This is a genomic window from Flavobacterium sp. GNP011, from assembly GCF_056428925.1.
In genome coordinates this window covers 103,596-130,188 of sequence record NZ_JBWJVJ010000005.1, presented here as the reverse complement: position 1 = coordinate 130,188, position 26,593 = coordinate 103,596, and the positions used below count along the sequence as shown (strand labels likewise).

Annotated in this window: 24 protein-coding genes; 13 read left to right on the top strand and 11 right to left on the bottom strand. The window is 34.4% G+C overall.

From position 1 onward, the window contains the following. Nucleotides 1-51 precede the first annotated feature (51 nt). From AC061E_RS06630 to dnaA, 5 genes are all read right to left on the bottom strand, one after another. Nucleotides 52-933 carry an SDR family oxidoreductase gene (locus AC061E_RS06630; protein WP_176330725.1) on the bottom strand — a complete coding sequence of 294 codons (882 nt, stop codon included), beginning with the start codon at nucleotides 931-933 and terminating at the stop codon, nucleotides 52-54. A gap of 78 nt (nucleotides 934-1,011) precedes the next feature. After that, nucleotides 1,012-2,139: a methionine aminotransferase gene (locus AC061E_RS06625; protein WP_478285536.1), complete on the bottom strand. Its 1,128-nt coding sequence runs from the start codon at nucleotides 2,137-2,139 to the stop codon at nucleotides 1,012-1,014. 224 nt (nucleotides 2,140-2,363) lie between these two features. Continuing rightward, on the bottom strand, nucleotides 2,364-3,086 hold the full coding sequence (locus AC061E_RS06620; protein ID WP_478285535.1) for an SAM-dependent methyltransferase: 723 nt from the start codon (nucleotides 3,084-3,086) through the stop codon (nucleotides 2,364-2,366). 60 nt (nucleotides 3,087-3,146) lie between these two features. Continuing rightward, a complete protein-coding gene (locus AC061E_RS06615) occupies nucleotides 3,147-3,614 on the bottom strand; it encodes a low molecular weight protein-tyrosine-phosphatase (protein WP_478285534.1) in 468 nt (155 codons plus the stop codon). Nucleotides 3,615-3,621: 7 nt separating this feature from the next. Further along, entirely contained in the window at nucleotides 3,622-5,049 is a 1,428-nt protein-coding gene (gene dnaA, locus AC061E_RS06610; RefSeq protein WP_144889062.1) for a chromosomal replication initiator protein DnaA, read from the bottom strand. A 184-nt stretch (nucleotides 5,050-5,233) separates the two neighbouring features. On the opposite strand from dnaA, the gene AC061E_RS06605 reads away from it, so the two are divergent. Further along, nucleotides 5,234-5,638 (top strand): acyl-CoA thioesterase, encoded by a 405-nt coding sequence (locus tag AC061E_RS06605; RefSeq protein WP_182648674.1) that lies wholly within the window; start codon nucleotides 5,234-5,236, stop codon nucleotides 5,636-5,638. A 28-nt stretch (nucleotides 5,639-5,666) separates the two neighbouring features. Here the strand turns inward: AC061E_RS06605 and AC061E_RS06600 are convergent, their stop codons facing one another. From AC061E_RS06600 to ribD, 3 genes are read right to left on the bottom strand one after another with little or no spacing between them, the layout of a single operon-like run. Further along, entirely contained in the window at nucleotides 5,667-6,293 is a 627-nt protein-coding gene (locus AC061E_RS06600; RefSeq protein WP_478285615.1) for an IMPACT family protein, read from the bottom strand. A 40-nt stretch (nucleotides 6,294-6,333) separates the two neighbouring features. Next, the gene (locus AC061E_RS06595; RefSeq protein WP_478285533.1) at nucleotides 6,334-6,936 is read right to left on the bottom strand and encodes an HAD family hydrolase; all 603 of its coding nucleotides are present in this window, start codon (nucleotides 6,934-6,936) and stop codon (nucleotides 6,334-6,336) included. Beyond that, on the bottom strand, nucleotides 6,929-7,972 hold the full coding sequence (ribD, locus tag AC061E_RS06590; RefSeq protein WP_478285532.1) for a bifunctional diaminohydroxyphosphoribosylaminopyrimidine deaminase/5-amino-6-(5-phosphoribosylamino)uracil reductase RibD: 1,044 nt from the start codon (nucleotides 7,970-7,972) through the stop codon (nucleotides 6,929-6,931). Before ribD ends, AC061E_RS06595 begins: the two co-directional genes overlap by 8 nt. A 103-nt stretch (nucleotides 7,973-8,075) precedes the next feature. Between ribD and AC061E_RS06585 the strand changes: the two genes are divergently transcribed. Both AC061E_RS06585 and prmC read left to right on the top strand, forming a co-directional pair. Beyond that, entirely contained in the window at nucleotides 8,076-8,561 is a 486-nt protein-coding gene (locus AC061E_RS06585; protein ID WP_478285531.1) for a GNAT family N-acetyltransferase, read from the top strand. A 43-nt stretch (nucleotides 8,562-8,604) separates the two neighbouring features. Continuing rightward, a complete protein-coding gene (gene prmC, locus AC061E_RS06580; RefSeq protein ID WP_478285530.1) occupies nucleotides 8,605-9,471 on the top strand; it encodes a peptide chain release factor N(5)-glutamine methyltransferase in 867 nt (288 codons plus the stop codon). A 181-nt stretch (nucleotides 9,472-9,652) separates the two neighbouring features. On the opposite strand, the gene AC061E_RS06575 is transcribed toward prmC, so the two are convergent. Then, nucleotides 9,653-10,897 (bottom strand): ABC transporter permease, encoded by a 1,245-nt coding sequence (locus AC061E_RS06575; RefSeq protein WP_478285529.1) that lies wholly within the window; start codon nucleotides 10,895-10,897, stop codon nucleotides 9,653-9,655. Nucleotides 10,898-11,238: 341 nt separating this feature from the next. Here AC061E_RS06575 and hisS point away from each other — a divergent pair, with 341 nt between their 5' ends. From hisS to AC061E_RS06530, 9 genes are all read left to right on the top strand, one after another. After that, nucleotides 11,239-12,615, top strand: coding sequence for a histidine--tRNA ligase (gene hisS / locus AC061E_RS06570; RefSeq protein ID WP_478285528.1), 1,377 nt, complete (start codon nucleotides 11,239-11,241; stop codon nucleotides 12,613-12,615). Between the two features lie 359 nt (nucleotides 12,616-12,974). Continuing rightward, nucleotides 12,975-13,553 (top strand): nucleotide exchange factor GrpE, encoded by a 579-nt coding sequence (locus AC061E_RS06565; RefSeq protein ID WP_478285527.1) that lies wholly within the window; start codon nucleotides 12,975-12,977, stop codon nucleotides 13,551-13,553. A gap of 104 nt (nucleotides 13,554-13,657) precedes the next feature. Beyond that, nucleotides 13,658-14,773 carry a molecular chaperone DnaJ gene (gene dnaJ, locus AC061E_RS06560; protein WP_478285526.1) on the top strand — a complete coding sequence of 372 codons (1,116 nt, stop codon included), beginning with the start codon at nucleotides 13,658-13,660 and terminating at the stop codon, nucleotides 14,771-14,773. 221 nt (nucleotides 14,774-14,994) lie between these two features. Continuing rightward, nucleotides 14,995-15,918, top strand: coding sequence for an ABC transporter ATP-binding protein (locus AC061E_RS06555; protein WP_086453773.1), 924 nt, complete (start codon nucleotides 14,995-14,997; stop codon nucleotides 15,916-15,918). An 86-nt stretch (nucleotides 15,919-16,004) separates the two neighbouring features. Next, a complete protein-coding gene (locus AC061E_RS06550) occupies nucleotides 16,005-17,312 on the top strand; it encodes an ABC transporter permease (RefSeq protein ID WP_478285525.1) in 1,308 nt (435 codons plus the stop codon). 195 nt (nucleotides 17,313-17,507) lie between these two features. Further along, nucleotides 17,508-18,671 (top strand): sigma-54-dependent transcriptional regulator, encoded by a 1,164-nt coding sequence (locus tag AC061E_RS06545; protein WP_086453771.1) that lies wholly within the window; start codon nucleotides 17,508-17,510, stop codon nucleotides 18,669-18,671. Nucleotides 18,672-18,757: 86 nt separating this feature from the next. Then, the gene (locus AC061E_RS06540) at nucleotides 18,758-19,432 is read left to right on the top strand and encodes a DEAD/DEAH box helicase (RefSeq protein ID WP_478285524.1); all 675 of its coding nucleotides are present in this window, start codon (nucleotides 18,758-18,760) and stop codon (nucleotides 19,430-19,432) included. 14 nt (nucleotides 19,433-19,446) lie between these two features. Beyond that, the gene (locus AC061E_RS06535; protein ID WP_086453769.1) at nucleotides 19,447-19,665 is read left to right on the top strand and encodes a putative signal transducing protein; all 219 of its coding nucleotides are present in this window, start codon (nucleotides 19,447-19,449) and stop codon (nucleotides 19,663-19,665) included. A 40-nt stretch (nucleotides 19,666-19,705) separates the two neighbouring features. Next, a complete protein-coding gene (locus AC061E_RS06530; protein ID WP_478285523.1) occupies nucleotides 19,706-20,503 on the top strand; it encodes a Cof-type HAD-IIB family hydrolase in 798 nt (265 codons plus the stop codon). Nucleotides 20,504-20,565: 62 nt separating this feature from the next. Here the strand turns inward: AC061E_RS06530 and AC061E_RS06525 are convergent, their stop codons facing one another. Both AC061E_RS06525 and AC061E_RS06520 read right to left on the bottom strand, forming a co-directional pair. Further along, nucleotides 20,566-21,084 (bottom strand): hypothetical protein, encoded by a 519-nt coding sequence (locus AC061E_RS06525; protein WP_478285522.1) that lies wholly within the window; start codon nucleotides 21,082-21,084, stop codon nucleotides 20,566-20,568. Nucleotides 21,085-22,030: 946 nt separating this feature from the next. After that, complete coding sequence (locus tag AC061E_RS06520; protein WP_478285521.1) at nucleotides 22,031-24,793, bottom strand: hypothetical protein; 2,763 nt, start codon at nucleotides 24,791-24,793, stop codon at nucleotides 22,031-22,033. Nucleotides 24,794-25,198: 405 nt separating this feature from the next. Between AC061E_RS06520 and mtaB the strand changes: the two genes are divergently transcribed. Next, complete coding sequence (gene mtaB / locus AC061E_RS06515) at nucleotides 25,199-26,527, top strand: tRNA (N(6)-L-threonylcarbamoyladenosine(37)-C(2))-methylthiotransferase MtaB (RefSeq protein ID WP_478285520.1); 1,329 nt, start codon at nucleotides 25,199-25,201, stop codon at nucleotides 26,525-26,527. Nucleotides 26,528-26,593: the final 66 nt, after the last annotated feature.

Below are 26,593 nucleotides of genomic sequence, written 5' to 3'. Positions count from 1 at the left end.
TAGTAAAACAATCGTTTTAATATCCTCTTTTTTTATGCTTTATTGTTATGTTTATTTGTTTTTCTTAGCCTTAATCATCATTTCTAGTTGATCCCAAAGTTCCTCTGGAATAGCCTCTAGTAAATTAAATTGTCCAGCACCTTTAAGCCATTCGCCACCATCAATAGTAATAACATCTCCGTTGATATAGGCTGAAAAATCAGATACTAAGTAAGCTGCAAGATTAGCTAATTCTTGGTGATCACCTACACGTTTTAAAGGCACTTTTTTTGCCATATCAAATTTTTCGGCTAAGTCTCCTGGAAGTAATCGGTCCCAAGCTCCTTTTGTTGGGAACGGTCCTGGCGCAATTGCATTAGTACGAATACCATATTTAGCCCACTCTACAGCTAAACTTCTAGTCATGGCTAACACTCCCGCTTTTGCAGTAGCACTTGGCACTACATATGCTGATCCTGTCCAGGCATAAGTGGTTACAATATTTAAAACAGTAGATGAGGCTTGTTTGGTATCTATCCAATGTTTTCCAAAAGCCAACGTACAGTTTTTAGTTCCTTTAAGAACAATATCAATAACAGTATCAAATGCATTTGACGAAAGTCGCTCAGTAGGTGAAATGAAATTTCCAGCAGCATTGTTAAGCAATACATCTACTTTTCCAAAGGTTTTTAAAACTTCTTGAAGCATATTTTCTACTTCTTCGTAATGACGCACGTCACATTGAATAGGCAAACAAGTTCCACCTGTTTCCTGCTCTAACTCAGCAGCTGTATTTTTTAACTTTTCAATATCTCTAGAAGAAATAGCAACTTTTGCTCCTAATTCTAAGAAATATTTGGTCATTGCTTTACCTAATCCGCTGCCACCACCTGTTACAACAATTACTTTTCCTTGTAGCGCATCGTCGCGTAACATTTTATCTGTATAACTCATATCTTGATATTTTTTAATGTAAATATAATAAAATAAAAATAGTATGCATGCATAATAAAAAGAAATACTTTGAAATAATTAAACTGTACACAATCGTAATGCTGCTTCTTTTAGGGTGTGATTTTCCTTAGCAAAGCAAAAACGGATGAGTTTTAAATCTCTACCATCAGCATAAAAGGTTGAAATAGGGATTGCAGCAACCCCATGTTCAACAATCAATCGTTTGCAAAAATCCACGTCATTTTCCTGAGATATATTAGCATACGAAGCCACTTGAAAATAAGTTCCTTCGCATGGCAGCAGTTCAAATCTACTAGAAACAAGCAGTTCTTTAAAATAATCGCGCTTTGCTTGGTATCGTTTTTTAATTTCAGAAAGATCAACAATATCAATGTATTCGCTAATGGCCACTTGGCTTATGCTATTCACACTAAAAACAAGGAACTGATGTACTTTTTTAATTTCATTCATCAATGTTTCGGGAGCCACAACATATCCTATTTTCCAGCCTGTGATGTGAAAGGATTTACCAAAAGAGGAAATCATGACACAGTGATTCCGAATTTTTTTTCTAGTGTGCGCTGATATATGTTTGTCTTCAAATGTGATGTATTCATACACTTCATCTGAAAGTAATATGATGTTAGGATGTTTTTCCAAAATAGCTTCAAGACATTCAATGTCCTCATTACTCAATATTTTTCCGGTAGGATTGTGCGGATTTGTAATAATTATCATTCTGGTTTTTGAGGTACAAGCAGTCGCAATTCGCTCCCAATTAGGAGTATAATCATCATGAAGCGGAATCCTAACGGGTGTAGCTTGACTTAGTAACACCGGAGCCTCATAACAATCATAACTGGGATCCAGAATAATCACTTCGTCACCACTATTTACTAGAGCCATAATGGTTGTAAAAATCCCTTGCGTAGCGCCCGCTGTCACTAGGATTTCAGTTTCAGGATTCAAAATTCTGTCGTAAGAACGCTCTACCAACTTAGAAATTTGATGCAGTAACGGAGGGTAACCCGCCATGGGTGTATATTGGTGCACATTTTCTTGGGACAAACGCGCCATAATAGCAGTCAACTTTTCATCAACAGGAAAGTTAGGAAAACCTTGCGAAAGATTGATGGCTCCGTGTTCTGAGGCCATTTTAGACATTATTGTAAAAATACTCGTTTTTACATCCGGAAGTTTACTCATGAAATAGTCAATTAAAACACGTTAAAAATAAGGATTTAATACATACCATCAGTGCTATCAAACAAAAAAGAGATTTCTTTAATAGGCAGAGTTGTTTTCCTTTGGGCGTGACCCTACAAAAAAAAGGGGCTTTATCACCGTAACAGTGACAAAGCCCCTTTTTTTGTAGCGTCGGGCTATACGCAGTACTTCGGTACTTGCTGCTATCCCTCACGCAACCCAACTTACATTTTATGAATGATAAAAATAGTAGGTCGTTTATGTAAATCAACAGTCTCTTTTTTCCAAGCTGCTATTTTTTTGGTTTTAATATATTCAGTAGGCAATGTAATATCAGTTGCTATACACAAGTGTGTCTCTGGATGCAATATCTGAATTAAGTCTTCCAGTAACTTATTATTTCGATAAGGAGTTTCAATAAAAATCTGAGACTGATTTTTTTCATATGAGATTCTCTCTAAGGTTTTTAAGCTGGATTTTTTTTCATCTTTCTCTATGGGTAAATAACCATGAAAAGTAAAACTTTGACCATTCATTCCAGATGCCATCATTGCCAATAGTATTGATGATGGTCCAACTAATGGAACTACTTGAATGCCTTTTTCATGTGCTAGTTTTACAATCACGGCACCAGGATCTGCCACCCCAGGACAGCCGGCTTCGCTCATAAGTCCCATGTTATGGCCTTCTAATAAGGGTTTTATAAACTCAAGATGCTCTTTGGTTTCAGTATGTTTGTTTAAAACATAAAGTGTAAGATCAGCTTGCTTTTTTTCTGGACATACTAATTTGATTGATTTTCTTGCCGTTTTGTCATTTTCAACAATATAAGTATCAATGAGTTCAATACTTCTTTTTATAGTTTGCGGAAAAACATCCATAGGATCACATTCACCCATTGTTGTAGGGATTAAATAAAGTTTGCCTAGAGAAGTTTTACTGTTCATATACTGTAATTTTAAGTCTTGAATGATTACTTTTTAGAAAACTAAATTGCATCAATATAATTAGGAATGTTGTTTTTTTAGTTTGTCTGCAATGATGTCGCAAACTTCGTTTAGCATGTTAAAAACCAATTCAAATCCATTCGATAATCCATAATAGGGATCAGGAACATCTACATTTTCACCCGGGAATAGTTCATTCAAGATCATTTTTACCTTTTTTTGATGCTCAGGAGTTGGTGCAAGTTGCATAACGTCATCATAATTTGAACTGTCCATTACGTAAATGTAGTCATAAAGGTCAAAATCTTTTGGACTAAAATGTTTACCTCTTTGATGTGCAATAGAAATGTTGTTTTTTTTAGCAACGGCTATAGAACGATCATCAGGTGATTTACCCACGTGCCAAGAACCGGTACCAGCTGAGTCTACAATAAATTTTTCAAGATCTAGTTTAGAGGCTAATATTCCCTCAGCCAATGGTGACCGACAGATATTACCTAAACAAACCATAAGAATTTTAGTAGGCATGAGGTATTTACAACGTTAATTTTTTATTGATATCGTCAACAAATTTTTTGAATTGTTTGTCAGTAGCAACAAGATTATCAACTGTTTTACAAGCATGTAAAACAGTAGCATGATCACGATCTCCAATCTGTGAACCAATATTAGCTAGTGACGCTTTGGTAAACTTTTTGGCAAAAAACATAGCCAGTTGACGGGCTTGTACCACATGTCTTTTTCTAGTTTTTGATTGTAAAGTCTCTAAATCTAATTGAAAGTAATCTGAAACTATTTTCTGGATGTAATCAATTGAAATTTCGCGTTTTACATTTTTAACGAATTTTTCAACGACACTTTTCGCTAGGTCAAGAGTAACTTCTTTTTTATTGAATGAGGATTGTGCTATCAATGAAATGATGGCACCTTCTAGCTCCCTAACATTTGATTTGATATTTCTAGCTACGTACTCAATAATATCCTCAGGAATTTCAACTCCATCTCTGTACAAAATATTTTTTAAGATAGAAATTCTAGTTTCATAATCGGGTTGGTGAATTTCTGCAGACAATCCCCATTTGAATCTTGAAAGCAAACGCTGTTCAATGTCTTGCATGTCAACAGGAGCTTTGTCAGATGTTAGAATTACCTGTTTTCCGTTTTGATGCAAGTAGTTAAATATGTGGAAAAATACATCCTGAGTACCTGATTTACCTGATAAAAATTGAACATCATCAATGATTAAAACATCAATCAATTGATAAAAATGGATAAAATCGTTACGGTTATTTTTTTTAACCGAGTCAATATATTGCTGCGTAAATATCTCGGCAGAAATATACAAAACAGTTTTCTCTGGATATTTATCTTTTATTTCTACACCTATTGCATGTGCAAGGTGCGTTTTTCCTAGTCCTACACCTCCAAAGATTAGTAAAGGATTAAATGATGTTCCACCAGGTTTATTGGCCACAGCCATCCCTGCTGAACGAGCCAATCTGTTGGAGTCTCCTTCAAGAAAATTATCAAAACTATAATTGGCGTTAAGCTGTGATTCAATTTTAAGGTTTCGAATACCCGGAATTACAAAAGGATTTTTGAGTTCTGGGTTTAAGTTTTTAAACGGAGCATCAACTTCCTGAGGTTTCATGGGAACTCTATTGGCACTTGGCAACTGTTCTGTAAAAGGTTGTTTGTTGCCATAGGTGTTTTCCATTCTAATTTTATAAAGTAACTTAGCATTTTTTCCAAGTTCTTTAGTCAAGGCTACTTTTAAAAGTTTTACATAGTGTTCCTCTAACCATTCGTAGAAAAATTTACTAGGTACTTGAATATATAATGCGTTATCGGTAAGTTCAACTGACTTGATAGGTTCGAACCAAGTTTTATACGCTTGGTCTTGAATGTTGTCTTTTATGAAAGACAAACAGTTTTCCCATACTGATTGAGCAGTTTTGTTCATATATTCTAAATAAATTGTTTTTATTTGTAATTTTTAGATTACTAAAAAAAAGATGTTTTGTTACTTATTATTGGGGAAACAAATATGTGAACAAATTTCTGTAAAAAAAAATATATAGGGTAATAATTTTATCTAATATTGTTGTAAGGCACTATTTTTAATTAAATTTTTTAATTCATTATTAATGAAAGATCATCAAGTACAAGTTAGAGTTCGATACTCTGAAACAGACCAAATGGGAGTGGTTTATCACGGAAATTACATACCTTATTTTGAAATTGGAAGAGTGGAATGGCTTAGAAATAAAGGGGTTTCGTATAAAGTAATGGAAGAAAGCGGTATTGCACTTCCTATAGTTTCTATGAATATAAATTATAAAAAATCAGCTCGCTATGATGAACTTTTAACAGTTCATACGGTTTTTAAAAGCCAGTCGTCTGTTAAGATAGAATTTGATTGCGCTATATACAATGAACAGGATGAGTTATTAACAACTGCCCAATTTATTTTGGTTTTTGTGTCCTTAAAAACAGGTCGCCCGGTGGCTCCTCCAGATTATATTTTAGAATTGTTAAAAGCGATGGAATAAAATAGAAAAGATGCAGTTTTTTGTGAATTTAAACACGAATTATTTTGATTTCAAAAATGGAATTAAAAATGTCGAATATCATTTCGGCATTTTTTTTTCGTGTTTTTATTTCTATTATGCCTTCGGGTTGTTGTGTCAAACTATTAATTTCCATGGTTTGTGTCACGATATCTAACTTTTTTTCTTTCACCACGCGCATGATTTTATTCATGAATTGGTAATCAAATACAATTTTAAAATGAATGTCAATTGTTTTTTCGATTATCTCGCATTCTGATAAGGCCATTTGTGCTGCCGTTTTATAAGCAGATATTAATCCGCCAACGCCTAGTTTTACACCGCCAAAGATGCGCACGACTACAACAAGGATGTTTGTGACATCAAAGGATAGTATTTGCCCGTAAATAGGCATTCCAGCACTGTTGCTCGGTTCTCCATCATCGTTTGCTCTATAGGTGTAAGTTGAAGTCCCCATTTGATACGCATAGCAAAAATGTCCTGCGTTTGGGTGAAGTTTGCGTAAACTTTCTAGTATGGTTTTCACATTTTCTTCACTGCTTGCGGGGAATGCATAGCCAAAAAACTTGCTGTTTTTTTCTTTGAATAGAATTTCACCAGAAGGCGTGTCAATGGTTTTATAGGTGTCTTTCACAATAAATTTAAAATCTTATGGTATTTTAGAACTTGCTAAAGCGTTACAAATTTATTTTTTCGAATAAATCAACAACGTCTTCCGTACCAACTTGTAAATTCCAAACCTGTAAGCCAGTTTTTAATGCTGCATCTGTGTTTTCTTTTTTGTCATCAACAAAAAGGGTATTGGTTGGAATTAAATGGTGTGATTCTATGAGGTGCTTGTAAATTTCTAGATCGGGTTTGCGCATGCCTAGATCAAAGGAGAAATATACTTTTTCAAAACATTTATAAAAAGTGATGTAAAATGACTCGCCGCTTTGCTTTTCAAATTGCTCTATGTGAATAGCATCTGTATTAGACAATAAAAACAACCGGTATTTTTTTGACAATAAAACTAAAAAATCCAATCGATACTGTGGAAAATCAAGCAGAATGGCATTCCAAGCTTTCAAAATCTCAGTTTGGTTAGCCTGCGGAATTTGTTTTTGTAAACCATCTAAAAATTCATGACGGGATATTTTTCCAGTTTCAAATGCCACGTTTAATGCGTCCAGGGTGCTATTCCATTGTTTTAAGCCTAATTTTTCGAATGCTTTTGGAGTGGCTTGCTTGTCTAAATTGATGAAGATATCTCCAAAATCAAATATAATAGTATCAATCATGATTTTTGATCAAAATTAGTTCGTCTGTTAAAAGGTGCTTTTTTTGTACTGCGGTTTTGTTTATTTGCGGGGCTTTAATTCCGTTATAAAGAGGTTTGTCTCCAATGAAAACTCTTGCTTCGTCCCAGAGTTGTGCGTCTATAAAAGTTTCCAAAGTTTGTTTTCCACCTTCAATAATAACTGATTGAATGTCCATTTCATAAAGCGTTTGGACAATTTGAGGGGCAATATTTTCTTTGAAATCAATTATTTTTTCAGCAGTGTTTTCTATATTTTTTGCAAATGGGAGACTTGTGAAAACAACTGTTTGAGCTTGATTGTCAAAAACGGGACTTTCTTTTGAGACCCTATTGTTTAGGTCTAAAATCAATCTTACAGGGTTTTTTCCATACCAGTCGCGTACAGTAAGTGAGGGATTGTCATCAATTACGGTTTGAGTTCCTACTAAGATTGCTTGTTCCTCGGTACGCCATTTGTGAACCAGCTGTCTAGAATACGTATTAGTAATCCAAACGGGTTTTTGTTCAAAACGTTCCTTTGGAGCAATAAAACCATCTTGGCTTTCGGCCCATTTCAAGATGATATAAGGTCTTTTTTTTTCGTGAAAAGTAAAAAATCGTTTGTTGAGTTCCAGGCAATCTTGTTCTAGTACGCCTACAGTAACGTTAATGCCAGCCTCAAGAAGTCTTTTTATACCATTTCCAGCTACTTTTATATTAGGGTCGACAGTGCCAATAACTACATTCGGTATTTTATGTTTGATAATCAAATCACAGCAAGGCGGTGTTTTGCCAAAGTGGCTACAAGGTTCCAAGCTTACATAAATGGTAGCATTTTTTAATAATGACGCATCGCGTACAGATTGTATTGCATTGACTTCGGCATGCGGTTCTCCTGCTTTTTTATGCCAACCTTCACCTATAATGAAATTGTTATGTACAATCACACTTCCCACAAGCGGGTTAGGATAGGTTGTGCCAAGACCGTTTTGGGCCAGCTGTATGCAGCGGTTGATGTATTTTCCATGTATATTCACGGTGCAAAAGTAATACTTTTTGAGCTTTTCATTTTATTAAAATGTTTTACGTCTTAATAACAAAGTATTTCTATTTTTGCATCAGTAACCTGATATTTTAAATATGGAAAATTACAGCATTAGAAAAATAAATAAAGACGACAATGTAGCAGTAGCAGAGCTAATTCGTTCTGTTTTTGACGAAATGAATATCCCAAAAGTAGGTACAGCTTATGAGGATCCATATCTAGATTTGATGTTTGAAGAGTATAGCAAGCCAAGATCTGTGTATTATGTTGTAGAGCATAATGATAGGATTGTAGGCGCGGCTGGAATTGCGCCACTGGCTAATGAAGCGGTTTCTATATGTGAATTACAAAAAATGTATTTTTTACCTGAAACTCGTGGAATGGGAATTGGAACTGAGATGATGGAAGTATGTTTGCAAAGTGCTCGAAATTTTGGATACGAAAAATGCTATCTTGAAACGATGCCTTTTATGCATGGTGCTCAAAAATTATATAAAAAAACAGGTTTTGAAAACATTGATGGACCTATGGGTTCTACTGGTCACAGCAGTTGTCCGGTATGGATGTTGAAGGATTTATAAAATTAATTCAAGCAGTGCTTTGCCTTAAAAATGTCCCTCACACATGAAAATAAAAGAATACAGAACGCAATTTATACAAGATTTAACGGCTCTTTATGGTAAAGATGAAGCCGAAAGTTTCTTTTATTTGATTTTAGAAAATCAACACCAGCTCAAACGGATAGATCTTGCACTGCAACCCGATTTAGTTTTTTCAAGTGATGCACTTCAAGTTTGGGATCAATTTTTACAGCAATTAAAAAAAGAAATCCCGGTGCAATATGTTTTGGGGAGTACTAGTTTTTTTGGATTGGATTTTGAGGTCAACAATGCTGTTTTAATCCCAAGACCCGAGACGGAAGAATTGGTTGAATGGATTCTGAATAGTTTGCAATCTACTGTTACTAATCAAAAAGTAAAAATTATTGACATAGGAACGGGTAGTGGCTGTATTGCAATTTCTTTAGCAAAAAATATTCTGCACGCTCATGTTACGGCTCTTGACGTATCTGTTGATGCGTTGGCAACAGCCCAAAAAAATGCACATATTAACCAAGTCACTGTTGCTTTTAAAAACCAAAACATTTTAGAAACGTATGATTTACAAGAGCAGTTTGATGTAATTGTTTCTAATCCGCCATACGTTCGCAATTTAGAAAAACAAGAAATAAAGAATAACGTATTGCATCATGAACCACATTTGGCTCTTTTTGTAGAAAATGACAATGCGTTGATTTTTTACAAGAAAATTGCCGAATTGGCGCAGAAAAATCTGAAACCAAATGGCTTTCTTTTTTTTGAAATTAATCAGTATTTATGTAAGGAAACGGTGGATTTACTTGAAAACTTGAATTTTAAAAATATCGAATTAAGAAAAGATATCTACGGGAATGACAGAATGATACGGTGTAATTACAGTAAACTAGACTAGGAAAAAAAACAGTTTATTGTTACCAAAAACAAACTACTGGGCACTTCGCGTGAGGGGTAGCAGCACGTTACCATGTAACGCGTATGACCCGACGCTATAAAGAAAAGGGGCAACAATCCAGTACGATTTGTTGCCCCTTTTCTTTATAGGGTCACGCCCTAATTTTGTAATGAAATGTCTATTATTCGTAACGCAATGCCTCAATAGGATCTAAAACAGCAGCTTTAATGGCTGGATATAAACCTGACGCAATCGCTACTATAAAACTGGTGATAAAAGCTGCCATTATTGCTCCCCACGGAATTACAAAAGCAAAATCCATGGCAGTTGCGATACCAAAACCAATTAAGATACCAAAAATAATTCCTACTAAACCACCCATTTGACCTATGAGTAAGGTTTCGATAAAGAATTGAATGGCGATTGTTGTTTTCTTGGCTCCAAGGGCTTTTCGAACCCCAATTTCTCGAGTTCTCTCTGTTACCGATACGATCATAATGTTCATCAATGCAATAGATGAACCTAAAACGGTGATAATCCCAATAAGCCATGATGCCCATCCTAGATATTGTGTAATTCCTAGAATTCTATTAATTAAATCATCACTTCGTACAATCCCAAAATTATTATCTTTTATAGGACTAAGTTTTCTAACCCTACGCATTACGCTTGTTGCGTTGTCTAGCGCTTGCTCCAGCAACTCCTTTTTATTAACCATAACGCTCACGGTATAATTAATGTTAGGTGCTGTAAAAAGGGAACGCGCAACTTGTATAGGAATTAAAATTCTTAAATCTTGACTGTTCCCAAAAGTGGAACCTTTTTCTTTTAATACCCCAATAACTTTAAATTTTGCGCCACGTATGGAGACCACTTTATCTATAGGATTGATGTCTTTGAATAGTCCTTTTTCAAAATCAGAACCTACAATACATACATAAGCATTATTATCAATATCAAAACGAGTAAAATTTCTACCAGAACTGGTTTCAAGACCTGAATTGGTCATGAAATACTCATCAACTCCTACAACAGAGTTTTCAGGATCTGTTTTAGTCGACTCATATTTTACTTCGGCTCCTGCCGTTGCGATAAAGGAAAGTGAAGTTTCGGTTAAGGGGTAGTTGTATTTGTTTTTGAAAGCCACCGCTTCGGGATAAGAAATAATAGGATTGATTATTTCACGTTCATCTCGCCCCTGTCTTCTTACGGTGTTTTCATATTGCTTTATGTTAAAGGTGTTGGCACCCATTGAAGCAAAATCAGAGGAAATAGTATTCTCCAGTGCAGATACAACCGTAAGAATACTCACTAAAGCCGTGATTCCTATGGCGATAATCATCACCGTAAGAACCGTTCGTAGCAATTGCGTTCTGATAGAACCAGACGCAATTCGAACATTTTCTTTAAATAATTTTAACATCATACCCATTTGACACGAATTTACATTTTTTGTTACAAAATTTTACAACCAAAAAAATATTTCATAACAATTTTCTTTTTTTAGGAGCTATTTCCGACTTTTGTTGCAATACCGCGCTTTAACTTCTTTGTTTTCTATCTTACTTAAAGGAGCTTCCGCTGGTCGCTCTTTAAGCAAGGAAAACATAAGAATTTAAAGCGCTTTATTTTCACGACAATCCAGGCTAAGCAAGTAGTAATAAAATGTGGTTTTTTGTCAACAGAATAATTTTAAAAATAAGATATTTGCAACCAGAAAAGGATTGCCTAGTAAGGCATAATAATAAGGACAGCAAAAACAGATTCATGGCATCAAAACCTAGCATACCAAAAGGAACCCGAGATTTTTCGCCAGTAGATGTGGCCAAAAGGAATTATATCATTCAAATCATTAAAAGTAATTTTGAAAAATTTGGCTTTCAACCCATAGAAACACCATCGTTTGAAAACTCTGAAACCTTAATGGGTAAATACGGAGAAGAAGGTGATCGATTGATTTTTAAAATATTAAATTCTGGAGACTATCTTTCTAAAGCCAACGGAAGTCATCTAGAAAGTAAAGATAGTACCAAATTAACGTCAAGTATATCAGAGAAAGCCTTGCGTTATGATTTGACGGTACCTTTTGCACGCTACGTGGTGCAACATCAAAACGATATTGAATTTCCGTTTAAGCGCTATCAAATCCAACCCGTTTGGAGAGCTGATCGACCTCAAAAAGGACGTTTTAGAGAGTTTTATCAATGTGACGCCGATGTAGTTGGGTCAAAATCTTTGTGGCAAGAAGTAGAATTAGTTCAATTGTATGACACCGTTTTTACAGCATTAGGTTTACAAGGCGTTACCATTAAAATTAATAATAGAAAAATTTTATCTGGAATTGCAGCCGTAATAGGAGCCTCTGACAAGCTGATAGATTTTACAGTAGCTCTTGACAAATTAGACAAAATAGGCGAAGATGGAGTCAAGAAAGAAATGATAGAAAAAGGAATTCCTGAGGAAGCCCTGTCAAAAGTTCAGCCTCTGTTTAATTTCACGGGTACTATCACTGAGAAAATCGAGAAACTTTCGGTTTTATTACAAGACTCAGAAGAAGGTATGAAAGGTGTGGAGGAATTGCGTTTTATTTGTGAAACAGTTTTACAACTAGGGCTTTCAACAGCTGTTTTAGATCTAGATGTAACATTAGCAAGAGGTTTAAATTATTATACAGGAGCTATATTTGAAGTGGCACCACCCAAAACTGTTTCCATGGGATCCATCGGTGGCGGAGGACGTTATGATGATTTAACGGGTATTTTTGGTTTGAAAAACATGAGTGGAGTGGGAATATCTTTCGGTCTTGACCGCATTTATTTGGTGGTAGAAGAGCTAAAGTTGTTTCCAGAAACAGTAGCAGCAACATCTAAAGCTTTATTTATCAATTACGGAAATAACGAAGCCTTTTATGCCATGCAAGCCATAAAGGAGCTTAGAGAAGCGGGTATAAAAGTAGAGTTGTACCCAGATGCTGTAAAAGTGGCAAAGCAGTTTCAGCATGCTGACAAGCGCGGAATACCATTTGCAATTATTGCAGGAGAACAAGAATTAGAATCTAAAACATTTGCTCTTAAAAATTTACTTTCAGGAGAACAACAGGTTCTCGATTTAGAAGGATTAAAAAGCCTTTTGTTACAAAACTAAAAAAAAGCTTCGTTGAAAAACGAAGCTTTTTTTATATAACGTAAATGTGAATTAATAATTTGTCATTCTATTTCTTTTGAAGAAGAATATAACCATTTACAAAAATAGTTAAAAAGTATTGTGATAGTCTTAAAAAAAACCTAAAATTTAAAGAATATGACTTTTAAAAAGAGTGTGTAATTTAAAAAATACATTTTTTAATAGAGTGATTGTTCTTGATTTAATAATTTCAGATGCGTGGTTTGTATGCTAATTTTGGTAAAAAAATAACTTTTTTATGTAGTTCTAGAATATAAGTGTGACAATTTGACATTTTAAGAGAATTGGCAGTACTTTTGCAATTCAAAAAAAAGATTAAAATGAATTTTAAGAATATTTTTAAAAATAAGAGTACTATGACCACTGAAAATACAGAAATCGATCAAGAATTACAGGATGCAACATTAGAAAATAATGTAAATGAAGAGCAGGTTATTGTTGAGGAATTAAGTGTCGAGGAACAATTAACACAAGATTTAGCAAAAGAAAAAGATAAATATCTAAGGTTATTTGCAGAGTTCGAAAATTACAAAAGAAGAACAACTAAGGAGCGAATTGAGTTGTTTAAAACAGCAAATCAAGAAGTTTTGCTTGCTATGTTACCTGTTTTAGATGATTTTGATAGAGCGATAATTGAAATCAACAAATCAGAGGATGAATTGCTTACTAAAGGTGTTGAACTCATTCATGAGAAACTAAAAAACGCTTTAGTTGGTAAAGGCTTAGAGCAAGTTGAGGTTAAAGCTGGTGACGCATTTGATGCTGATTTTGCCGAAGCTATCACTCAAATTCCAGCTCCATCAGACAGTATGAAAGGTAAAATTGTGGATGTCTTAGAAAAAGGATACAAACTTGGAGACAAGATTATCCGTTTTCCAAAAGTGGTAATCGGTCAATAATATAACTGCGATGCTGGTTGAAAGTGTCATTTTAAGTATAAATGTGGAGTAGTAGCTTTTAATAGATATTACTAAAATACATTCGCACTAAATAAAAAATACAGATGAAAAAAGATTTTTACGAAATATTAGGCATTACTAAAAGTGCAACTGCTGCAGAAATAAAAAAAGCATACAGACAAAGTGCCTTGCAACATCACCCTGATAAAAATCCTGGCGATAAAGCTGCTGAAGAAAAATTTAAGTTAGCGGCAGAAGCTTATGAGGTATTGAGTGATCCACAAAAAAAGGCAAAATACGATCAGTATGGTCATCAAGCATTTGATGGTTCAGGCGGTTTTGGCGGAGGTGGTCATGGCGGTATGAACATGGATGATATTTTCAGTCAGTTTGGAGATATTTTTGGAGGTGGTTTTGGTGGTTTTGGCGGCGGCGGTGGCGGCGGAGTTCGTCGTGCTAAAGGAAGCAACCTGCGCATAAAAGTAAAACTTACTCTTGAAGAAATTGCAAACGGTGTTGAAAAGAAAGTTAAAGTAAAAAGAAAAGTTCAAGCCCCAGGAGTTTCCTATAAAACTTGCTCTACTTGTAATGGTCAAGGTCAGGTCATGAGAGTTACGAATACTATTTTGGGTAGAATGCAATCTGCTACAACGTGTTCTTCTTGTAATGGTTCTGGTCAAATATTAGATAAAAAACCATCTGAAGCAGATTCACAAGGAATGATCCTTGAAGACGAAACTGTTTCAATAAAAATACCAGCCGGTGTAGTTGATGGCATGCAGTTAAAAGTTTCTAATAAAGGAAACGATGCGCCAGGAAACAGTATTCCGGGTGACTTGATTGTAGCTATTGAGGAGCTAGAGCATGATTTCTTGAAACGTGAAGGTGAAAACTTGCACTATGATTTATACATCAGTTTTGCTGAGGCCGTTCTTGGGATTTCAAAAGATATTGAAGCCGTAAACGGAAAAGTAAGAATCAAATTAGAAGAAGGTATTCAATCTGGTAAAATATTAAGACTAAAAGGAAAAGGGATACCAAGTATCAATGGATATGGAAATGGTGATTTATTAGTTCATGTGAACGTATGGACTCCTAAAACATTGAACAAAGAACAAAAACAGTTTTTTGAGAAAAATCTAACCGACGATAATTTTATTCCCAATCCTGAGAAATCAGATAAGTCATTTTTTGAAAAAGTAAAAGACATGTTCTCTTAATTCAAAAATATTGATTTTGAATGTAAACATTCTTAAAAAACCCATCCTTATGCACAAGGATGGGTTTTTTGTGAAATGTAATTGGTTATTTTGGTGTTAGTAAATACATTATACGAAAGGCTAAAAAATTAAGTTTTTGCCAAAATAAAATACTACTTATATCAAACTATTCTAAGTATTTCGATACTAATTATTTACTTTTACAACATTAAAATATAAGTATGAGTACTATTCTTGAAATCAATCAAGTTGTAAAACAATACGGCGATTATAAGGCACTTAATGCAGTATCGCTTAATATACCTAAAGGCAGTATTTATGGGCTTTTGGGACCAAATGGAGCTGGTAAAACTTCATTAATTCGAATTATCAATCAAATTACAATGCCTGATAGTGGCACTGTAATTTTTGATGGGGAAAAATTACAACCTAAGCATGTACAACACATAGGATATTTACCTGAGGAAAGAGGCTTGTACAACACTATGAAAGTAGGAGAGCAATGCCTGTATCTAGCGCAAATGAAAGGTCTTTCAAAGGCTGAAGCCAAAATACAACTGGAATATTGGTTTGATAGACTAGGTATTCAAGGCTGGTGGAACAAAAAAATCCAAGAACTTTCTAAAGGGATGGCTCAAAAAATTCAATTTGTTGTTTGTGTGTTGCATAAACCCAAATTACTCATTTTTGACGAACCTTTTTCGGGTTTTGACCCTGTGAATGCCATTATTATCAAAGATGAGATTCTAGCTCTGAGAGATCAGGGTGCCACAATAATTTTCTCTACCCACCGTATGGAAAGTGTGGAGGAAATGTGTGATCATATTGCATTGATTCACAAATCAAATAAATTAATTGAAGGCAAGCTAAATGATGTCAAGAGGCAATTTAAAACTAATACTTTTGAAGTAGGCATACTTTCGGATAAGCCCGAAGCTTTAATGCAAGCGCTATCTCAAAACTTTAGCACAAATCCTGCCCAATTTAAATCGTTAAATAATGAGTTTAAATTAAACATTCAATTAGGGAATGCATCACCAAATGAGTTGCTGAACAGCTTAACTCCTTTTGGTCAAATCACACATTTTGTAGAAAAAATCCCGAGTGTGAATGATATTTTCATTCAAACCGTTAGCGGTTCTTAGCAAAACATTAGTATAAAAAAAATAAACTAAATAACCATTTTTTGATTCCTCTTTTTTGGGAATTTTGGACAAATCAAAACTAAAAAATGTCAATAATTACATTAATCATCAAGCGAGAGTTCATTACCAAGGTACGCAACAAGTCCTTTATCGTAATGACTTTTTTAAGTCCGTTGCTATTTGTAGCCATTGCAGTTTTTGTAGCGTACTTGAGCAGTATGAAACCAGATACAAAGCGCATTGCCATACATGATAAATCGGGATTGTTTGTACAAGAATTTTTAAATAAAAACAGTAAAAAAGCCACGTATGACTATCAAGATTTAACAGCTCTTGATTTAAATTTTTTAAAAGATAGTATCAGTGCTGAGGCATACGAAGGAATTATTTATATCCCAAAAGTTCAGGATACCAAACTGTTAGAAAATAAAATTCAATACATATCCAATGACAGTCCAGGCATTGCATTTATTGAAAACATGCAGGATGTTGTTGCTAATAAGTTAACAAAGGCAAATTTAGAACAAGCTAAACTCGATACACTTGCCATCAAAAAAGCACAGGCAAAAGTTGTTATTAACATTACAAAAGCATCTGGAGAAGAGAGCCTCAAAGGATTAAACGAAATTAAAATTGGAATAGGTGGAGCATTTGGTTACCTGATCATGATGTTTATTATCATTTATGGCAACATGGTCATGCGTAGCGTAATAGAGGAAAAAACAAGCCGAATTGTAGAAATCATTATCTCCTCTGTCAAACCATTTCAATTAATGATGGGAAAAATTATAGGGACAGCTCTGGCAGGATTGTTGCAATTTTTTATATGGGCGTGCTTAGGGTTTATATTGCTTTTCTCAGTGTCACTATTTTTTGGAGTTAATATAGGACCTGTTTCTGGTGCTCAAGATGTACTTTCGGCACAGCCAGAAATGAGCAGTTCAGCCGCACTTTATATCAAGGAATTATGGAACTTGCCTATTGCAGGTATACTAGCGGGTTTTGTGGTTTATTTCATAGGAGGCTATTTGTTATACAGCTCTTTCTATGCCGCAATAGGAGCTGCAGTAGACAATCAAACCGATTCGCAACAGTTTTTAATGCCCATTATCATGCCGCTTATACTCAGCGTATATGTTGGTTTCTTTACCGTTATCAATGATCCACACGGTACAGTGGCAGTAGTTTTTTCAATGATTCCGCTTACTTCGCCCATAGTTATGCTCATGAGAATTCCCTTTGGCGTACCTTTGTGGCAAATAGCCATATCAGTAACGTTACTTTTTGCTTCTTTTTTATCCGTAGTTTGGTTTGCTGGTAAAATTTACCGAATCGGAATTTTAATGTATGGTAAAAAACCAACATGGAAAGAGTTGTATCGATGGTTGAAATAGTAAAATAATTTATAAAATGCTGTTCAAGAGTATTTTTTAGGAGCTGTTTCCCGCTTTTCATTTCAATCTTTCCTGCTCTGCTAACGCGCCGCAGTAAAGGATTTCCATTATAATCGGGGCTAGAGAATCCCGTAAGAAAGTTGAATTTTGCAATAAAAATAATTTGGTGTTCATAAGCCAATCAAAAATATAAATATGTCAAAAATACTTATCATTGAGGATGAGGCAGCCATAAGAAGAGTGCTCTCAAAAATCCTATCAGAAGAAAATGATAGCTACCAAGTAGAGGAGGCAGAGGATGGTGCAGTGGGTTTGGAAAAAATTAAAACCACAGATTATGACCTGGTTCTATGCGATATAAAAATGCCAAAAATGGATGGGGTTGAAGTGCTAGAAGCAGTCAAAAAAATCAAACCAGAAATTCCTATGGTCATGATATCTGGGCATGGTGATATGGAAACTGCTATCAATACCATGCGTTTAGGAGCTTTTGATTACATTTCTAAACCACCTGATTTAAACCGTTTATTGAATACGGTTCGAAATGCTTTGGACAAAAAACAACTCGTAGTTGAGAATAAAATCCTAAAGAAAAAAGTCAGCAAGAATTACGAAATGATTGGTGAGAGCGAGCCCATTAATCATATTAAAATCATGATTGATAAAGTAGCTCAAACCGAGGCACGAGTATTGATTACAGGACCTAACGGAACCGGAAAAGAATTAGTCGCGCATCAGTTGCATGAAAAAAGCGAACGTGCAAACTTTCCTTTAATCGAAGTAAATTGTGCTGCAATCCCATCTGAATTGATAGAGAGTGAATTATTTGGTCATGTAAAAGGAGCTTTTACATCAGCAGTAAAAGATCGTGCAGGAAAATTTGAAGCGGCAGATAAAGGAACTATTTTCTTAGATGAAATTGGTGATATGAGCCTTTCGGCGCAAGCCAAAGTTTTACGAGCGCTACAAGAAAGTATGATTACCCGTGTGGGAGCAGATAAAGACATAAAAGTTGATGTAAGAGTAGTCGCTGCTACAAATAAAGATTTAAAAGTTGAAATTGCCGAAGGACGTTTTAGAGAGGATTTATACCACAGACTGGCTGTAATCCTCATTAAAGTGCCAGCTCTTAATGACAGACGTGATGATATTCCATTGTTGATCAAACATTTTGCTGATAAAATAGCTTCTGAGCAAGGAAATACGGTAAAGAAATTTTCGGCAGCAGCAATTAAATTACTACAAGAATACGATTGGACAGGGAATATAAGGGAATTACGCAATGTTGTGGAACGCTTGATTATCCTTGGCGGAAGCGAGATTTCAGAGAATGATGTGAAGTTATTCGCATCAAAATAATTAAATAATGTAAAGATTGAATAATTTAAAAATTAGTGAGGTAGTCATTTGATTTTTAAATTTTTGAATCTTTCAATCTAAAAAGAATGAAATTAAAAAAATTAAACGAGACGCTGCAGCAAAACTTAATTGAAAACGGGTTCTTAGAGGCGAATGATATTCAGAAAGAGACTTTTAGTACTTTAAAAAGTGGTGCCGATGCAATTATTGTAGCACCAGCGGGCAGCGGAAAATCAACTACAATTGTGATCAATGTGATTCAACGCTTGGTTGGCTCTGTTGAGGAGTCGCCACGTGCTTTAATCATCGTATCTGATAAAGAGAAAGTGGTCGAGATGGTAGCGCAATTTGAAAAATTGGCAAAATACACGGACCTAGAAATATATGGTGTGCATGACAAAGGCGATATGGATTATGACAAAAATTATATTTCAACCGGTATTGATGTCTTGATTGGTACGCCCAATAAATTGAGTGAAATGTTTTCATCTGCGGGCTACAACGTGAACCGATTGAAAATGTTCATTCTAGACGATGCTGATCCTATTTTGAAATTGCGTCATGAAACCAAAATCATGCGAATCTCGAATAGTATTGATAAAACCCAACGCATTATTTTCACGGAGCAGTTCACAGAACGAATTGAAATCATGGCCGAGAGAATGTTAATTGAGCCTTTTGAGTTTGATTTTTATGAAGATGAGGACGAAGATGAGGATGAAGAAGAAGATGGTGATGAAGAAAATAATGATGTTAATTAAAAAATAGGAATACAATGGGATTAATGAAAGTATTTTCAGGAAGTGAAATTTTGGCGCAAGCCTTACAAGAAAGATTAGAAACAGCGGGTGTTGAAACCTTAAAAAAAGACAACATTCAATCTTCACGTTTGGGAGGTTTTGGCGGAAGTGATTTAGCAGTAGAACTTTTTATTCAGGAGACTGATTTTGCTAAAGCCAATCCAGTTATTGAAGATTTTAGAATGAATATCTAAGCTAGTCTGTTACTGATTTTTTAGCTGTAAAATAAAAATTATGAAATACAAAATGCTTGTCCTAGACATGGACGATACCTTGTTGACGGATGATCATACGATTTCTCCAGAGAACAGAAAAATGATTGCTAGGGCTCAAGATTTAGGTGTTGAGGTAGTTTTAGCATCAGGTAGACCTACACCTGCCATGACGCAATTTGCTTATGAGCTGAAAAATAATTTCATGATTTCTTTTAATGGAGCAGTAGTGTCTGATTTGAATTCTCGTGAAATAATTTTTGAAAAATCATTGACTAAAGAGCAAATTCATGCACTACATGATTACAGTTTAAAAAGTAATACCCACATTATTACTTATATAAACGATGTTATTATTAGCGAGATGCACTCAGAGTTTATTGAGGTAGAACGAAGCATAACAGGACTTGAACATCATTTAGTACCTGATTTTAAAGCTGCTGTTACTACTAATGCTGTAAAATGTATCTTGCTGGAAGAACCTTCTTACTTAAAAGAAGTAGAAAAAGATCTAAAAAACGCTATGCCAGATTTAAGTGTTTCCATGTCAAAACCTTTTTTCTTAGAAGTAGCACCAAACGGAATTGATAAAGCAGCAAGTATCGCTTTTTTAGCCAAAAAATTAGCAATTGATCAAAGCGAAATCATTGCTGTGGGTAATGCTGGAAATGATTTATCAATGATTCAATATGCTGGACTTGGCGTTTGGGTAGATAATGTTACACCAGAGTTACGCATGTACGGGGATGAAATTGTAGCATCAAACAATAATCATGGTGTTGCCGAAGTTATCGAACGTTTTATTTTGAACGGAAACTAATAAAAAAGCGATACACTTTTTTAAATGTATCGCTGAATATAGTTTTATCGTTTTGTAGTTCTCTATAGTTTAGCTACTGATATAAAATATTTATTGCCGTCTCCCATAGTTAGTTTCACGCGCTCGTCACAAATATCAATAGCATGAGTTTTACTTACATAGCAATTGCATGAAGTGTTTTTGTCTTTTGCCATTGGTGTATCACACTTGACATTTTTGAAAGTAGCTAGTTGTGGGTTGTATAATGAAACCAAATCTGTAGATGCTGTTACCAGTGAAATAATGCTTGCGCTGTTATCATTTGCAATGCGATACACAATTCTATCGGTGTAATTCACGCCATCAATAACAACTTTGCGAATGTAGGTGTACGCAATAGAGCTTGTTTCGGCTTCTTTTATTTCAAATTTAAAACCTAATGTTCTAATTTCTAAATCAAATTTTTGTTGAGAGTTGTAATTTGCCCAAGAACTCAATGTAGTCACTGACGGAAATGTGTTTGTTTTTGGAGCAGGATTTTGACCATAACAGCCTAAAACTGCTAAAAGAATGAAGTAAATTGTGGGGAAAAATGTTTTCATTGTAGTTGTAAAATGTTGCCTACTCTAGTTGGTTTTCGGCTTACCCAATTTTTAATAACTTTTTTTTTAATGATTTAGAGTAGGCTAAATTATTTTCGAAAGATAGTATTTATAACTTCAATCTCAAAAGTTTGATTTGGTTATCGTACTATTTTATAATATTTCTTAATTAAACAATTACTATAACGAGTTTTAATACGTGTTTAGTATTTCATTTTTAGATAGCATTGCTTTTTATTTTGGATTCAAAAGTAGAACCATTTTAATTGTGAATGCACTTTTATCAAAATCATAACAATCTATTAATAATTGCAACATATGGATTACGAAGTCCTAATTATTGTTTGCTATTGATCTTTATTTTTTAAAAAATTTTGGGCGTTTTTTTGTCATTCCGTCAGAGGAGGAATCTCAAGAAACCTGATGATAAACTGGTGTTTGATTTCTTTGCATGTCCTAAAAATCAAAGGCTACATTCTGTTTTAATTATTCGCGTTGCAAACGCTACGATTTTATTATTTGAGAAAAATAGGCACTCGTTGCAAACGAGTGTCAGAGGGCTTGCTTTTTTTGTTTTCACGCAGATTTCGCAGATTTCCGCTGAAAAATCAATTTATATCTGTTGAATCTGCGTGCTAGTTTTTTCTTTAGCTCTTAAATTGCTGATATTGAACTGGCCTCAGCAGGTGTAAGCTAGTGCACCATTTTTTTAAACCATTAAGAAATTAAGGGATTTAAGATTTGTTCTTAATCTTAATTTTTTTAATGGTTTCTATTTTTTTTTAAAATTGCTTGCTTTTTGTCATTCCAATAAAGGGGGAATCTTAGAAAACCTGAAGATAAACTGGTGATTGATTGCTTTGCATGTCCTAAAAATCATAGGATATAATATTGCTTTAAGCATACGCGTTGCAAACTGTCCCCAGTGAGGGCTCATAAGCTTTCCTCATATTTCAAATGTATCTATCTCTATTATTTCGTGTGGAACAGTAGCTTTATCAATTGATAGTTCATTATACTTAATTGCTAACTTATCATTTAATTTTAAATAACCCCACCTAGTCCAACCATTTTCAAAATTGTCAACATGGAGAAAAAATTGATTATCTGAATCATCTTTCGCAAAAACGAAGCTTGATACACCACCATAATTATTTTCGGGAATATTTCGTACACTTACAATTTTGTATCCCTCATTCAGTAATTCCTCAATATGCTCTTTATCATATTCAATCACTTTCTCTGGAGCAAACCATTTTGCTAGACTAATTGGGTTTTCTTTTGATTCGAATTTTATTGATTGCAACTTTTCTAAAAGCAATCTGTTTTCCATATTTTCAATCGTTTGGCCCTTAATAGCTGTTACGATATTAAAAAAATGATTTGCAACAAATTTGATAAATAAATAGGTGAATTCGTTAGAATAAGATAACTTTAAGTTTGTTGATGAAATGTCTTTCAAAAACTTTAATGCCTCGTTGCATGCAAGGTAAGGATAGCTTTCATTTTGAAATATGTATTCATAGATTTCTAAAACATCCTCAAATATCTTTACCTTTTCGTAATTCTCATGTCTTTTAATTTCAACAGAACGTTTTAAAGCTGTAGCTCTGTATGTCCCCATGATTATACTCCAATCACTTTCATCTTTCCAACTTTTGGTTCTTCTCAATATTTCTGGATAATCTCCAATATTTAAGAGACATAGAAAATTTAGTTTTACTAAAGATGATGAATACTTTTTTGAAGAGTTTGCGGTTTTCCCATATCCTAGGTTAACTAATTTCTCAAAAATTTCAATTGCCTTTTCCGAATCTTTATTATGAAAGAGGTTCAAAGCTTTTGCCAAAAGATAACGAGCGTTATCTATATCTAGTTTTAATGCCTCCTCAATAATTTGGGTTTCTCCAATTTCATCTTGTAATGCCTTTAAGATTCTAGAATAATGAAATAATAATTCATGATTATTTTGATTAAAAGCAATGAGTTCACTAAATCTATTTTTTAGTTGCACTAAATCTAAGTGATTTCTTTTTGCATGAGGTCTATTTAATGACTTATTTAAGTCAACTACTAGAGCACGAATTGTGTCAGAAACATTTTCTGAAATAAATTCAACATCAAACTCATTAATTCCTAAAATTTGATTCCTGTTTAACTGTTCTTGTATCTTGCTTTTTCGTTCTTTAATTCTTGTTGAAATTTTATTTCTAATTTCAATATTAATTGGGTTGATAAGTAACAAATCCTTTATTGAATCGCTAAGACTAAATTGGTCATTACCTGTTTCACTTGTATTTCTCACTACTAAGCTAGTACGAGATAACTCGTTAATTGATTCTGATATTTCATCATTCGACAATTCTAAAAGATCTAACAACTGAGACTTATTAACTTGCCCCGAAACATATATTGCTTCTAATATCCAAATTGAATATTCTTTAAGTGCTTCTATTAAATTATTATAAGAAAATGCTGCAATATCTTTTTGAGATTTTGATATTGACTCTGCAATATCAATGCCTTTTACATATAAGTCTACGGTTAAACGAATTGCTAGTGGATTATTATTTGCTCTTGTTGCAATGATTTCCAAATCTTCTTGTTTAAAATTACTTATTCCTCTTCTTTTAAAGTAATTACGACATAAATTAACAGCATAGCGTTTACCTAAAGGTTGAATTGGAATCGTAGATGCTGAATCAATTGAAATTCTGCTTGTTACAATGATTTTCCATAAAAGGGGTAATGATTTATTAAAATCTAAGAACTCTTTTTGAGAATGTACTAGTAGTGTTTCAAGGTTATCAATACAAATTAAAATTTTTTCTGACTCTAGTTGTAGTGTTGCTTCTTCAAAATTTTCAAAGCTTTTATCTATATAGATTGTTCTTAAATCTTCTAATAAGGAGTTTTTTATCTGCTCAATTCCATTTATAGCTTCAATTTTTTCGATCCCATCTGGGGTTAATCTCTCGTTCTTAAGAGTACAAAAAATTATTGAATTTATCTTTGTTGACCATTTAGGATCTAAACTAATGTCTTTAAGGAACTGTAAGATTAAAGCAGTTTTACCAATACCTCCAGGCGCAACAATAGCGACAAGATTAATCCTAGGTTTGGAGATCGTTGTCTCTAAGTCTTTATATTCAGAATCTCTACCAAGTAGTCCAGTAATTTCATGGTCAAAAGTTTCAGGAAGGGTATTAGGAATAGCCCATTTCACATTATTTATCCATTCGTCAGGTGGAGGTGCAAGTTGATCATTAATTGCTGAGTTCAGAGCCTGCCTTACCTCTCCAAGCCCTAACTGTAGAATTAATGGGTCGCTTGCAATTGCTGCTGATCTAAACCAAAACGTATCAGGGAAAGGTCTATTTGGATGGCTAATTGCATTCCTTATATCAAAAATATTTAATGTCGAACAATAAGCCTTCAAAGTTTTCATCTTGATTTCAGAAGAAGTGTCTTTTGATATATCGATTGCAAAGTTGAATATTTCATCTAAATAGCTAGACTCAATAAGTAATGAGATTTTATCTTTATCGAGAACTTTGGTATTTTCGTGAAGTCTATTGGATATCATCGATATATTACCTTCTGAGATATTTTCCAGTAATTCTGAATTTAGAACAAAATTCCCTAAACTTTTTTCAAGGGAATAAATAATCATTGCACTTTTAATTCTTAGAACTTGTTCGCTATTCATTTTGTTAATTTTAAAATTGTATTTCGCACTATATACGCTTACTGCCAACTACTGATCTATACCACAAACCCTCTCCAATTCAAACCAATTGAAATGATTAGCGTTTAGTACAATTAGTTTGTATTTATCAAATATAGAAATAATAATTTTATTACAAAAGGAATAGTGTGTTTCTTGTTGCAGTCGTTTTGGTTTGCAGCGAGTTGGTTCGCGTGAGGGATAGCAGCGGCATCCTTTATTTTTTTCTTTAAAAAAATAAAGATATAGCGTAGAGCCCGACCCGCAGTTTACGGAGGGGCACGCCCTGTTTAATAAAAATTCAATTCGGTGCAGTTTTCTCGTATTTGTTCGTAAATTTGCGCACGCTATTTTTTTGACAACGATTTCATTAGATAGCGCTTACTTATGGAAAAACGCAAAAAAGTAGCCTTTTATACCTTAGGCTGTAAACTCAATTTCTCAGAAACATCAACTATTGCGCGCAATCTTCAAGACGAGGGGTTTGATCGCGTTGATTTTGAAGAAGTGGCTGATATGTATGTGATTAATACGTGTTCAGTTACTGAAAATGCCGATAAACAATTCAAACAAGTGGTGCGTAAGGCTATGAAGCTCAATGATAAAGCTTTTGTGGCTGCGGTGGGTTGTTATGCGCAATTAAAACCGGAGGAATTGGCGGCGGTGGATGGCGTAGATTTGGTGCTTGGTGCTACCGAAAAATTCAAACTAGCCGATTACATCAACGATTTGTCTAAAAATGATATGGGCGAGGTGCATTCGTGCGAGATTGCCGAAGCTGATTTTTATGTAGGCAGTTATTCGATAGGCGATAGAACGCGTGCGTTCTTGAAAGTTCAGGATGGTTGTGATTATAAGTGTACGTATTGCACGATTCCGCTGGCGAGAGGAATTTCTAGAAGTGACGAATTAGAAAATGTATTGAAAAATGCAGCTGAAATTTCGAAACAAGGCATTAAAGAAATCGTACTTACTGGCGTAAATATTGGTGATTACGGTAAAGGGGAATTTGGAAATAAAAAACACGAACATACTTTTCTGGAATTGGTTCAGGCTTTGGATGAAGTAGACGGTATTGAACGTTTGCGAATTTCCTCTATTGAACCGAATTTATTGAAAAACGAAACAATTGAATTTGTGTCGAAAAGCAGGACTTTTGTGCCACATTTTCACATTCCGTTGCAATCAGGGAGTAACGATATTTTGAAGTTGATGAAACGCCGTTACTTGCGCGAGGTGTACACGGAGCGCGTGAATAAAATTCGGGAAGTAATGCCACATGCGTGTATAGGTGTGGATGTCATTGTAGGTTTTCCGGGTGAAACGGACGAGCATTTTCTGGAAACGTATCATTTTTTGAATGATTTGGATATTTCGTACTTGCACGTTTTTACGTATTCGGAGCGTGATAATACCGAAGCTGCTGCTATGAGTGGCGTAGTTCCGGCAAATGTACGTGCGAAACGGAGTAAAATGTTGCGTGGATTATCAGTGAAAAAACGTCGTGCTTTTTATGAAAGTCAATTGGGAACGCAACGCAAAGTGTTGTTTGAAAGCGAAAACAAGGAAGGCTATATTCACGGATTTACTGAAAATTACGTAAAAATAAAAACGCCTTGGAATCCTGAATTGGTGAATACGCTACACGATATCAACTTGACTCGAATTGATGAGGATGGCAGCGTGCGCATGGATTTTGTATCTGTGTTAGTTTAGGTTTTAAACATATAAGTCATTTAAGTAAAACATTTTTAAACCATTAAGGGGTTGAGTTCATTAAGT